General features: G+C 65.8%; 10 protein-coding genes, 1 tRNA gene and 1 pseudogene. 3 read left to right on the top strand and 9 right to left on the bottom strand.

The features are described 5' to 3' along the window. From ABZF37_RS11580 to pcnB, 7 genes are all read right to left on the bottom strand, one after another. Positions 1–2,685: efflux RND transporter permease subunit (locus tag ABZF37_RS11580; RefSeq protein WP_372720060.1), on the bottom strand; the 2,685-nt coding region annotated here is incomplete at its 3' end. A 7-nt stretch (positions 2,686–2,692) separates the two neighbouring features. Next, on the bottom strand, positions 2,693–3,772 hold the full coding sequence (locus tag ABZF37_RS11575) for an efflux RND transporter periplasmic adaptor subunit (protein WP_372720058.1): 1,080 nt from the start codon (positions 3,770–3,772) through the stop codon (positions 2,693–2,695). 131 nt (positions 3,773–3,903) lie between these two features. Further along, positions 3,904–4,284 (bottom strand): aspartate 1-decarboxylase, encoded by a 381-nt coding sequence (panD, locus tag ABZF37_RS11570; protein WP_372720056.1) that lies wholly within the window; start codon positions 4,282–4,284, stop codon positions 3,904–3,906. Positions 4,285–4,317: 33 nt separating this feature from the next. Next, positions 4,318–5,187: a pantoate--beta-alanine ligase gene (gene panC / locus ABZF37_RS11565; protein WP_372720054.1), complete on the bottom strand. Its 870-nt coding sequence runs from the start codon at positions 5,185–5,187 to the stop codon at positions 4,318–4,320. Continuing rightward, entirely contained in the window at positions 5,187–5,981 is a 795-nt protein-coding gene (gene panB, locus ABZF37_RS11560; RefSeq protein ID WP_372720052.1) for a 3-methyl-2-oxobutanoate hydroxymethyltransferase, read from the bottom strand. The genes panC and panB overlap by 1 nt, the downstream gene beginning before the upstream one ends. Positions 5,982–6,043: 62 nt before the next feature. After that, positions 6,044–6,562, bottom strand: coding sequence for a 2-amino-4-hydroxy-6-hydroxymethyldihydropteridine diphosphokinase (folK, locus tag ABZF37_RS11555; RefSeq protein ID WP_372720050.1), 519 nt, complete (start codon positions 6,560–6,562; stop codon positions 6,044–6,046). Beyond that, positions 6,559–7,884, bottom strand: coding sequence for a polynucleotide adenylyltransferase PcnB (pcnB, locus tag ABZF37_RS11550; RefSeq protein WP_372720048.1), 1,326 nt, complete (start codon positions 7,882–7,884; stop codon positions 6,559–6,561). The genes folK and pcnB overlap by 4 nt, the downstream gene beginning before the upstream one ends. Positions 7,885–7,983: 99 nt before the next feature. Here pcnB and ABZF37_RS11545 point away from each other — a divergent pair. Both ABZF37_RS11545 and ABZF37_RS11540 read left to right on the top strand, forming a co-directional pair. Further along, a tRNA-Glu gene (locus ABZF37_RS11545) sits at positions 7,984–8,059 on the top strand. Between the two features lie 125 nt (positions 8,060–8,184). Beyond that, positions 8,185–8,526 carry an acyl-CoA thioesterase gene (locus ABZF37_RS11540; RefSeq protein WP_372720062.1) on the top strand — a complete coding sequence of 114 codons (342 nt, stop codon included), beginning with the start codon at positions 8,185–8,187 and terminating at the stop codon, positions 8,524–8,526. Positions 8,527–8,532: 6 nt separating this feature from the next. Here the strand turns inward: ABZF37_RS11540 and ABZF37_RS11535 are convergent, their stop codons facing one another. Both ABZF37_RS11535 and ABZF37_RS11530 read right to left on the bottom strand, forming a co-directional pair. Beyond that, positions 8,533–9,615, bottom strand: coding sequence for an amidohydrolase family protein (locus ABZF37_RS11535; protein ID WP_372720046.1), 1,083 nt, complete (start codon positions 9,613–9,615; stop codon positions 8,533–8,535). A 219-nt stretch (positions 9,616–9,834) separates the two neighbouring features. Continuing rightward, complete coding sequence (locus ABZF37_RS11530) at positions 9,835–10,689, bottom strand: SMP-30/gluconolactonase/LRE family protein (RefSeq protein WP_372720044.1); 855 nt, start codon at positions 10,687–10,689, stop codon at positions 9,835–9,837. A 136-nt stretch (positions 10,690–10,825) separates the two neighbouring features. Between ABZF37_RS11530 and ABZF37_RS11525 the strand changes: the two are divergent. Further along, positions 10,826–11,315: pseudogene (locus ABZF37_RS11525) on the top strand (hypothetical protein); the annotation flags it as partial.

The following is an 11,315-nucleotide window of genomic DNA, read 5'->3' as shown; positions in this document are numbered from 1 at the left end:
CGGATAGCCCCAGTGGCGCAGGATGGCCACCATGATCAGGTAGGCCAGCGCCAGTGCCAGCAGCATGTTGTCGGCCAGCGCGGCGCGGGTGGCGGCCAGCTTGTCGCTGGCGCCGCCGATGGCGATGTTCACGCCTGCGGGCACCTGGCCAGCAGCACGCAAGGCGCCGATCACATCCGTTTCGACCTTCTCGACCGCCGCTTCAAGCGGCATGTCGCTGGGCGAGACGATGTTCAGGGTCACTGTGCGCTGGCCGTTCAGGCGGCGGATGGTGTCGGTGTTGACGGTCTCGCGCAGCTGCGCCACCGCCGACAGGGGCACGATGCCGCCTTGCTCGGTATACAGCGGCAGAGCGGCCAGGTCCGCTGGCCGGTGCGGCGGCTGTTCGCTGCCATACAGAAACAAATCCACCTTGCGGTCGCCAAGGTAAAAGTCGTCGTGATAGGCCCCGTCAGCGAGCGCCCACACCAGATAGCCGAGCTCGTCGGCGCCAAGGCCAATTTCGGCCGCCCGCTCCCAGTCCGGGTGGACCTCGATAAACGGCTGGCCGAGGCTCAGGCTCGGCGGGTCGGGCAGGATCTGCGGATCGTGCAGCACCTCGCGCGTTTTCAGAAACGCTTTCAGGCCCAGGTCGAACAATTGCTGCAGGTTCTCGCCGGTAATGTCGAGCTCCATGCTGCGCGTGCCGCCCTGGTTTCCGGAAAAAATCGAGCCGCGGGCGGAGAATGAAATCATGCCCGGGTAATCGGCGAAGCGTCGACCGAGGGTTTCGATCAGCGGCGTGATGTGGGCGCGATCACGCGTTCCGGCGACGATTTCAAGCCCACCGGCGCTGGCGTTGGTCATGAACCAGCGCAGGGGCGGTATCTGGTCGCGCGCCGGATCGAAGTCGGCCACATCGCGCCCCAGATGCGGCGCGAAGGCGGCATCGATCTCGCGCCCGATGCGGTCCATGGTGGCCAGGTTGTAACCCGGTGGCGGGAACAGCATGGAGAACGTGACCGCCTCCTCGCCTTCGGGCAGGTACTCGGCGCGCGGTGTCAGCAGGGCCGCCAGGGCAACGGCTGCCAGCGCCACCGTTGCAACATAGCCGGCGCTGCGGGCGCGACCGCGCAACAGCCAGCCCAGAAGGCGCGCGTAGCCAGCCGCGAAACTCCGGCCCATACGCTGCAGAAAACCGGCCGTTGGTGCCTCGTCTGCGGCGCTGGCGAAGCGCGCCTCCGCCACCGGCACCAGGGCCAGCGCGACCAGCAGCGAGGCGATGATGGCGGCCGAAATAGCAATGGCGATGTCCGAATAAAGCTGGCCCGCTTCCTCGCGCACCAACAGCAGCGGGATGAAAACGATTACCGTGGTGGTCGTGGAGGCCAGCACCGCGCCCCACACCTCGCGCGTGCCGGCCAGCACGGCGTCCAGCCCATGCCGCCCGGCGGCGCGGTGGCGGTGGATGCTCTCCAGCACCACGATGTTGTTGTCGAGCGTCATGCCGATGGCCAGCGCCACCCCGGCCAGAGACACCACGTTGATGGTGCGCCCGGCCCACAGCAGGCCGATGAAGGCGGCCAGCGTGGCCACCGGTATGCCCAGCGCGCCGATCAGCGTTGGCGTCGCGCGGCGCAGGAACAGGTACAGCGCCAGCACCGCCAACAGGGCGCCGGCAATGAGGTTCTCGCGCACCACACCGACCGCCTGGCGCACGTAATTGACGTCCGAGTGCATCAGGTGCATCTGCAAGCCGGCCGCCGGTACGACCGTCTGTTGCAGGCGGGCGGCGGTAGCCGCCACCGCGCGCTCGACTTCGACCACGTTGGTGCCGCGCTGTTTCTTGACCATTACCATCAGCCCCGGCTCGCCAGCAAAGCGCGAGTGAGTGCGCAGCTCGGCGTGAGTCAGCTCAGTCCGGGCCAGCTCGTGCAGGTACACGGGCACGCCGTCGCGGTGGGCAATGATGGTGTTCTGCACCTCGTCGGCGTTGTTGAAACGTCCCAGTGTGCGTACCAGGTAGCGGCGCTTGCCAGCGTCGATGTCGCCTCCGGAAATGTCCCGATTGCGCGCCAGCAAGGCATCACGCAGCTCGCTCAAGCGGATACGCCGCTGCGCCAGACGTGCCGGGTCCACATACACCCGCAGCTGGCGCTCGGCACCGCCCTCGACCTTGACCTCGGCCACCCCGGGTGTGCGTTCCAGAGCGGCCTTGATGGTGTCCTCCACGAAATCGAACTGCATCTCGATGTCCAGCCCCTGCGGATTGCCCGCCGCCGGCTGGATTACATAGAACATGAAGTAGTTGTCGGAGAACGCCGTGGTGAAGATGCGTGGCCGGTCCACGTTGTCCGGGTAGCGAGGCACCTGCGACAGCGCATTGTTGGTCAGCGCGAGCACTTCGCTGAGGTTCCGGCCGAGGCCGAATTCAAGCTCGACGGTGGCGCTGCCGGTGGTCGCCTCGGCGGTCATGCGTGCCAGGCCGGGAATCGAGCGCAGGTACTCCTCCTGTTCGATCAGGATCTCTCGCTCGATGTCCTGCGGCGCGGCGCCGGGCCAGGCGGTCACGACCGTCAGCGAGGTGATGTCCATGTCCGGAATCATCTGCACCGGCACCCGGAAAATCGCCGCCGTGCCCAGCAGGCAGATCACCACGGCGGCAACCGCCACCACCACGCCGTGCCGGATGAGACCTTCCAGCATGGGGACCTCAGGAACCGCCGACGATACGCAGTGCCTGCCCGGGCCGCAGGCGCTCGTTGCCGTGCACGACTACCCGGGTGCCAATGGGTAGATCAGTACCGCGCAGCTCGATCCGGTCGCCGAATGCCCGACCCGGTTGCACCGGCACGGGGGTGGCGCTCAGGCTGTTGCCTTGGCCCTGTACCGTCCACAACACCGCGCCGCCATCGGCGCGCCGCACCAGCGCGTCGGCCGGAACCGTGGCTATCGGTACCGCAGCGTCATCGGCGGTGGCGACTGTTACATCCACCGACATACCGGGCGCATAACGCTGGTCGGGATTAGGCAGTTCAACCCGCACCCGGAAACTGCGCGCCGCCTCGTGGCCCACCGGGATCAGGCGTGACACGCTGGCTGCGATGGGATCCCCGGGCACGGCGTCGAAGCGCAGCTCCACCGGCGTGCCGGGGCTGACCTCGGCGTAGTGGACTTGGGGCAAGGCGAACTCCACTCGCAGCGCTGCTGTCTCGACCAGATCCAGCACCCCGTCGGTGGGTTGCACCCAGGAGCCGAGTTCCGTGTGCTTGCGGCTTATCACGCCGTCGAACGGAGCCTTGAGCGCATGGCGGGCGAGTTCGTCTTCGAGCAGCGCCACGCGCGCATTGGCCGCCGCGTGCTCGGCCTGCGCCTGGCGCCGCTGTGCCCGGGCCTGATCGTAGTTGTCCTGGGGCGTCATCTTCTGGGACACCAGCTGTGTCTGGCGGCGTTCCTGCACGTCGGCCAGCTCGGCCGCAGCCAGCGCTCGCCGTGCTTCGGCCCGCGCGGCCTGTAGGGCGAGAGCTTGAGGGCGGTCACGCAGGCGCAGCAGCAGATCACCTGCCTGTACCGTGTCGCCTTCATCAACGGCCAGTTCGGCCACCAGGCCAGCCATTTCCACCGACAGGGTGGCGCTGCGCCGCGCCAGCACGGTTCCCGGAAGGACCAGCCGTATCCCGGACTGGGCCTGTTCGATTTCGGCAACCGACACCGGAACCGCTTCATCGGTGCCCTGTGCCTGGCCGGCCAATAGCAGCCCCAGCACAACACTGGGCAGCAGCAATCTGCGCATGGAGCCTCCCCCTTTATGCGCTGTGTTATACGCGAAAAAGGAGTCTCGATGCGGCCCGGCGCAGGGACGGCCCGGGATAAAGCTGCGCGCGAGCTAGTTTGGGAGCGCGTCGGAGTCGGGGAACGGGTTGCTCAGGCGGCTTGTTCCGGAATGTCGTTACCGATGCGAGTGATACCGTTGTCGGCGTCCACATAGACCAGGCGCGGCTTGTGGGCCAGTATCTCGGCACGCTCGAGCCCGCAGTAGGCGGCGATGATGATCTTGTCGCCCACGCTGGCCTTGTGCGCGGCAGCGCCATTGATGGAGATGACCCGACTGCCGCGTTCGGCGCGAATGGCGTAGGTTGTGAAACGCTCGCCGTTGGCGATGTTGTAGATGTCGATCTGCTCGTACTCGCGGATACCGGCGGCGTCCAGCAGGTCGGCATCGATGGCGCACGAACCCTCGTAGTCAAGCTCGACTCGGGTCACCGTGACCCGGTGCAGCTTGGCTTTCAGCATGAACTGCAGCATTGCCTTTACCTGCGGTGTCTGTCTAACAAGCGGTTAGCGCGGCGTTCCCTGGCCGCGAGCGACGCTAAATAGGTGGTTATCGATCAGTCTGGTCTTGCCTAACCAGGCCGCCGCCAGCACAACGCGTCGTGCATCGGCCGGCGCGGGGGGGGCCAATTGTGCATCGCGAAAACAGAAATATTCAACACGAAAGCCCACTTCGCTAAGTTTCGCGGTGCAGCGCACCTCGATATCGGCCAGTGGCGCGTCAGGCGTAGCCCCCAACCTGGCGGCGGTATTAAGTTCCTCGTAAAGCCGTGGCGCCCGGGCTCGTTCGGAGGCGTTGAGCTGGCTATTGCGCGAACTCATGGCCAGTCCGTCCGCCTCGCGCACGATCGGCACACCGACGATATCGATCGGCAGGAGTAATTCGCGCACCACCGCGCGCACCACGGCCAATTGTTGGTAGTCCTTCTCCCCGAACAGCGCCAGCTGGGGCTGTACCAGGCTCAGTAGCTTGACCACGATCGTGGCCATGCCGCGAAAGTGGCCGGGTCGAAACTCGCCTTCCAGTCCCTGCGCACTGTGGGTTGGCTCGACATGGGCGGCAAGATCAAGTCCGTCCGGGTACAGGGTCTCGACCTGCGGCGCGAACAGTACATCCGCCCCGCGGCCGGCCAGCGCCGCGGCATCATCGTCCAGAGTGCGCGGGTAGCGGGCAAAGTCGTCCGGGCGGTCGAACTGGGTCGGGTTCACGAACACGCTGACGACGACGCGCTGGGCGTGCTCGCGCGCCGCGTCGATCAAACGCAGGTGGCCCTCGTGGATATTACCCATCGTCGGCACCAGGGCGATGCGCTCGTCAGCACCTCGCCACTGCTTGAGCGTGGCCCGTAAGGTCGCCGAGTTGGCAAGGTGCTGCATCAATCGTAGCCGTGTTCAGGACCAGGGAAGCTGCCTTCCCTGACCGCTTGTACGTAGGCGGCGAGGGCGGCGCCAAGGTCATCGTGGTCGAGCAGGAAATTACGCACAAAACGCGCCGGTGCCGGGTTCATGCCCAGCGCGTCCTGCAGCACCAGGACCTGGCCGTCACACGCGGCGCCGGCACCGATGCCGATCGTGGGTATGTCGAGTGCCTGTGTGACCTGGGCGGCCAGCGCGCGCGGTATGGCTTCGAGTACCAGCAATGCGGCGCCGGCCGCTTGCAGTGTCAGGGCATCAGTATGCAGCCGCTGGGCGGCGGCCTCGCCGCGGCCCTGGACCTTGTAGCCACCAAGCTGGTGCACGGACTGCGGCGTGAGGCCCAGATGACCACACACCGGTACGCCGCGCTCAACCAGAAACCGCACTGCGGGCGCCATGGCGGCTCCGCCTTCGAGCTTCACCATGTGGGCGAAGCCCTCCTTCATCAACCGGCCGGCGCTATGCAACGCCTGTTGAGGGCTTTCCTGGTAGCTCAGAAAGGGCAGATCGGCAACCAGCAGCGGCCTTTCAAGGCCGCGCGCAACGCAGCGCGTGTGGTAGACCATCTCGTCGACGGTGACTGGCACCGTGGTGGCGTGGCCCTGGATCACGTTGCCGAGCGAATCCCCGACCAGCACCAGGTCCACCGCCGCGGCATCGAGCAGGCGGGCGAAGGAAAAATCGTAGGCGGTGAGCGCTGCGATGCGCTCACCGGCCTGCTTCATCTTGCGCAGGGTATCGAGGGTGACGGCCATGGCGCTTGTTCCTCGCTGCGGCCGGCACGGGCCGCGGGGGCCGACATTGTAATGAAGCGGTCCTAGCCGGCAAGCGCGGCCAGTGGACCATCAGTGAACTCACGCAGTCCGTGCTGAGCGCAAGTGGTCAGCAGTTCGGTTACCCGGCCACGCCCGGGGATCACGGTGTGCGGTGCAATCTGGGCCAGCGGCACCAGTACAAAGTCCCGCTGGTGGGCACCCGGGTGTGGCAGGGTAAGCGCTTGATCGTCGCACACCAGATCGCCATACAGGAGTAAGTCAAGGTCCAAAGTGCGTGGCGCATTGCGCTGGCCGGCACTGCGCAGGCGGCCCTGCTGGCGCTCAATGGACAGCAGCGCCTCCAGCAGCGTTGCCGCCGGCAGCCGGGTCTCAACCAGCGCTACGGCATTGATGTAATCGGGTTGGTCGGCTGGCCCCATGGGGCGACTCAGATACAAGGCGGAGCGCGTGACCAGGACGGTCTGCGGAAGCCTGGCAATGGCGTCAAGCGCGCATTCTACCTGCCGCGCCGGATCATCAAGATTGGCGCCAAGGCCGATGAAGGCCCGCTGTGCCGTCAAGGTCCGACGCTGGTCGGGGGGGGTGTGGCACCGGGCGCACCACGACGTCGCCCGCGTCGTCGCCGACGTCGGCGCGGCGCGCTGCCGTCGGCATCGGTTTCGGCTTCATTCACGGGGGATGGCGTTGCGCCGCTCTGATGCGCGGTCCAGAAGTCGAGAGAGGGCATCAGATCCGGCTCGCCCTGCGCCCGCAACAGCAGAAAATCATAAGCCGCCCGAAACCGGGGGTGACTCAACATCCGCTCGGGCTGGCGGCGGCGTACCAGGCGACTTTGCAGCGACCATATCTCGGCGGCGGGCAGGGTAAAGCGTTTGGGCACCGCCAGGATATCGTTTTGCATACGCAGCACTTCCTCCTGGGCATGGAAGAAGGCCTCGTGCTCCGACACGCCGCGTACCAGCTGGCGCGCCACGGCTTCCTGCAATGGATCCCATAGCAGGACGGCGAGCAGGAATGAGGGCGTCACCGGTAAGCCGGTGGCCACCCGTTGGTCGGTGTTGGCAAGCGCGGCGCGGATCAGCCGGTCGCGCTCGGGGTCGATCTGGGTCGCTTCGAGCGGAAACAGGTAGTCGAGCAGGCGGTACTGCAACAGCAATTCGTAGCTACGCACGCCGTGGCCGGACAGCAGCAACTTGACCGCCTCGTCGAACAGACGGGACTGCGGCACGGTTTCCAGCAGGTAGCCCAGCTCGAACAGTGGCGCCTCGGTCGCGAGTTCAATGGAAAGGTCGAGCTTGGCGGCCAGGCGCACGGCCCGCAGCATGCGTACCGGGTCCTCGCGGTAACGTGCCTCGGGGTCGCCGATGGTGCGTAGCCGGCGCAGGGCAATGTCTTCCAGTGCGCCGACGTGGTCGATCAGGGCGAAATCTTCTATACGGTAATACAGCGCGTTGACTGTGAAGTCGCGGCGGATGACGTCTTCTTCGCGCGTGCCGTAGACGTTGTCGCGCAGGATACGGTCGCCGTCCAGGCGGGCGTCGTCCTGGTCTTCGGCCTTGTCATGCGAGGCGCGATAGGTGGCCACTTCGACGATTTCCGGCCCGTAGTGCACGTGCGCCAACCGAAAACGGCGGCCGATCAGGCGGCAATTGCGAAACGTGGCGCGTACCTGGTCCGGTGACGCGCTGGTGGCGATATCGAAATCCTTGGGGGTGACACCCAGCAGCAGGTCACGCACGCCGCCGCCGACCAGGCACGCTTCATAGCCCGCCTTGTGCAGTCCATACAGGACGTTCAGCGCGCTTTTACTGATGTTGGCACGAGAAATCGAGTGTTCGCTGCGGGGCAGGATCAGTGCGGGGTCGAGAACGGGGTCCGGCATAGGGGTTTGGCGGGGTACACCTTGGGGGGCGGGCGCAGTGCCCGCCTGTCGTAACAGGGCTGTCTCGGCTATAGTATCAGCTTGCTTTTCAAGCCACTGGCTCCCTTCGTCTAGTGGCCCAGGACGTCGCCCTCTCACGGCGAAAACAGGGGTTCGAGTCCCCTAGGGAGCGCCATTTCCGTTTGTTCTGCACGGGTGAGCGTTGGCTGCTCAGATGGGACCGATCTTCGGGGTATCAAGGGCATTCGCGTGGCTGACCTCATTCTGACAGGAAGCGAGCCGGCCATCCGTGTGCTGGCAATGCCGGCCGACACCAACCCGACCGGCGATATCTTCGGTGGCTGGATCATGGCCCAGATAGACCTCGCGGGTGGCATCGTTGCCAGCCGGCGTGCCAGCGGCCGGGTGGTCACCGTGGCGATGAACGCCTTCGAGTTCCACCAGCCGGTATTCGTCGGTGATCTGGTCAGTTGTTACGGTAGCGTTGTGCGCGTGGGCCGCACCTCGCTCACGCTCCACCTTGAGGCCTTCGCCGAACGTGCTGCCGATCCGGGCCAGTTGGTGAAGGTTACCGAGGCCACCGCTACGTTCGTTGCCGTGGACGAGCAACGCCGCCCGCGACCGGTGCCGGCGTTGCCCTGAGCCGGTTCAATCGAGGCGGAAGAACCGCCGCGCGTTATCGCCCAGCAGCTTGTTCTTCTCGTCCAGGGTGAGATCTGGCTGGGCGTATGCTTCCTCGATCTCCTTGCGCACGGCGCGAAAATCGACCTCGTGCGGGTAGTCGGTAGAAAATGCGAAGGCATCCGGGCCAACACGCTTGATCAGGTACGGTAGCGTGCCTTCGCCGGGCTCGCAGCCCACCAACACCTGGCCGTTACTCAGGTAATGCTCGAAGGTCCGGTAGGCGCCCATCATGCCCAGTTCGGCATTGCGCGCCATCCGGTCGAGCAGCACCGTGGTCCAGCCGCAGCCGCCCTCGGTGAAAGCCACGCGCAGGTCCGGGTAACGCTCGAAAAGTCCGTTGTGGACCATCGATGTGGCGGCGATCATCAGGCCCATTGGGTGGTGGATGATGTGCGAGGCGAGCAGGGAGTTCACCGAGCCCAGGCCCAGCCCGACATTGGAACCACCATGCACGCCCAGGACGCAGCCCAGGTCGGCGGCTTCCTTGTAAATCGGCCAGTAATACTCGTGGCCCAGATCCAGCGGCAAGCCGGTGGATGGCAACATGGCGCCGGGCAACTTCAGTTCCTTGACCACCCGGCGCAGTTCCTTGACCGCCTCATCGGGCCTTTGCATCGGGATCAGCGCCATCGGCAGCAACTTCGCGCTGACGCGCCGGTAGCGGTCGCCCACGTAGTCGTTATAGGCTTGGCACACAGCTACGGCATATTCCTCTTCCCGAATCTGGCCGACGGTCAGACCATCGCTGGTGTACATCACCGAGTATTCGACGTTGGCGTTGGCCAGGAATTCCAGCCAGTCCTCGGCCGAGCCCTTGCGGTGCTTGCTGGCGGTTTCCTGGTCGCCCATGACGCCGTGCTCGGCCTTGTAAACCGAAGGCCGGGGCCAGTGCACCCCGTCCAGGGTCGGAAATGGTGAGCGGAAGAAATTTTGCGGGTTCAGACACAGGTCACGCACCGACGGATGTGCGTATTCCGCCATCTCGGTAAGCGATTCCATGATATGGCCGTCAGCGTCGACCGCCGGGCGCAGCGTGGTCGCGTCCATGAAACTCTCCTGTCGGGTAATGACTTCTTTAATCTGAACGATCGTTATGGCCGGTGGACGGTAGCGCGCCGTCTTGGCCTTGGCAAGCGGGTATCAGGGCGCTGTGGACAAGCGTAACGTAGCGACTGGGTCCGGCGCCTTGTGGACCGCGAACAGGGCGCGGTAGGCCTCATTGACGATCGCTGCGTTCAGTCCGCCTGACGGGACTGCGCTCGCGGCTCAGGGCGAGCCCGCCCCGGCCACTTCCACCCGCACGGTGTCGACCCGGGCGGTCGAGTCGCCTATGGCGAGGCGCTCCACGTCGGTGTCGGCGGTGACCATGAAAAGCGTGCGCCCGTCGTCGCCGCCAAGGTTGCAGGCCACCGCTCGCCGGTTGGCCAGCGGCACTTGATGGGTGATTTTCCCGCCCTCCTCCACGCGCAGGTAGGTGTCGCCGACGAACGCACTCACCCAAACGGCACCGGCGGCGTCCAGACAGATGCCGTCCGGTGCGTAGCTGCCGAGCGCGGCAAACTCACGCCGGTTCGCCAGTGCGTTATTGCGAATGTCAAAGGCGGTCAGGCGATGGGCAAAGGTTTCAGCCACGATCAGCGTCCCGCCGTCGGGCGTCACCACCATGCCGTTCGGGAAGTTCAGTTCGCTCGCCATTTCGCGAACACGGCCCTGCGCGTCGACGTGGTGCAGGTTGGTCAGTCTGCCCTCGGCGCCGCCGAACAGGTCAAAGCCGAAATTGCCAACGAACACGCCACCATCCGGGGCGCGGACCATGTCATTGATGTCACCGCTGACATGCGGTGCCAGATCGGCGAATGGCTCGACCCGGCCGTCCGGCCAGCGGCGCAGCAGCTTGCGATCAAGCATGGACACGACCATCAGGCTGCCGTCGTCCAGAAAGGCCAGTCCGGACGGGCGCCCACCCGCCAAATTGAGCACCGTCTCGGCTTTCCCGGGCCCGACTGAGCGCAGCACACGGCCGCCAAACATGTCCGATAGCCACAGTGCGCCGTCATGCCAGCGCGGACATTCGCCGAATACCAGGCCTTCGAGATACACCTCGGAACTGAGCGTTTGCATCGCATTCTCCTCGTTGGATTGAACGGTCCGGCCCCGCCAACCGGTTTTGGCGCGGGGTCCGCCGTTATCATTGCACCGAATCCCGCCCCGCGGCCCGCCCCGGTCGGGCTCCATCGTGCCAGTTCGGTCCGTACGCGTGAACCCATTTCTGCTTGCCGCGCAGCGGCTGCTGTTCTCTTCGCTGGTCACGATTATCCGCGCCATGCCCAACCCGCGGGCGTTGCGCGGCTGGTGCTTGCTGATGGCCGCTGGCATGCGCCCGTTCGGCGGCGGCTGGCGACGATTGGTGCGCCGCAATCTGCGTCTGGTGTATGGCGATACGCTCTCGGTTGGCCAGCGGCGGGCCATCGTGCGCGGCGTATTCGAGCATTCGGCGCGCGGTTTCGGCGAACTGTTCTGGCGGCCCGAAGAACACCGCCTGACAGTGGCCGAATGGTGCCGGGTCGACGGTCTGGAGCACTTGGATGCCGCTCTGGCCGCCGGCAAGGGCGTGCTGCTGGCGACGGCGCATATCGGCGGCTGGACGCTGTTGCCGCGCTATCTGAACGAACGTGGTTGTGTTACCGGATCCTTGCTGCGCTTGCCGAGCAACCCGGCGGCATACGCCGCCGAAACCGCGGCGGTCT

This window comes from Immundisolibacter sp., from assembly GCF_041601295.1.
In the GTDB taxonomy this organism is placed as follows: Bacteria; Pseudomonadota; Gammaproteobacteria; order Immundisolibacterales; family Immundisolibacteraceae; genus Immundisolibacter.
Note: the sequence above shows the minus strand (reverse complement) of the source record. Positions and strands in the feature narration are given on the sequence as shown.

Excerpts from the sequence above, each read along its gene's own strand:
- ABZF37_RS11540 (WP_372720062.1), top strand. The coding sequence starts at position 8,185 with ATGCCGGCCGACACCAACCCGACCGGCGATATCTTCGGTGGCTGGATC.
- ABZF37_RS11535 (WP_372720046.1), bottom strand. The coding sequence starts at position 9,615 with ATGGACGCGACCACGCTGCGCCCGGCGGTCGACGCTGACGGCCATATC.
- panC (WP_372720054.1), bottom strand. The coding sequence starts at position 5,187 with ATGCAGCACCTTGCCAACTCGGCGACCTTACGGGCCACGCTCAAGCAG.
- ABZF37_RS11575 (WP_372720058.1), bottom strand. The coding sequence starts at position 3,772 with ATGCGCAGATTGCTGCTGCCCAGTGTTGTGCTGGGGCTGCTATTGGCC.
- panB (WP_372720052.1), bottom strand. The coding sequence starts at position 5,981 with ATGGCCGTCACCCTCGATACCCTGCGCAAGATGAAGCAGGCCGGTGAG.
- ABZF37_RS11530 (WP_372720044.1), bottom strand. The coding sequence starts at position 10,689 with ATGCAAACGCTCAGTTCCGAGGTGTATCTCGAAGGCCTGGTATTCGGC.
- panD (WP_372720056.1), bottom strand. The coding sequence starts at position 4,284 with ATGCTGCAGTTCATGCTGAAAGCCAAGCTGCACCGGGTCACGGTGACC.
- pcnB (WP_372720048.1), bottom strand. The coding sequence starts at position 7,884 with ATGCCGGACCCCGTTCTCGACCCCGCACTGATCCTGCCCCGCAGCGAA.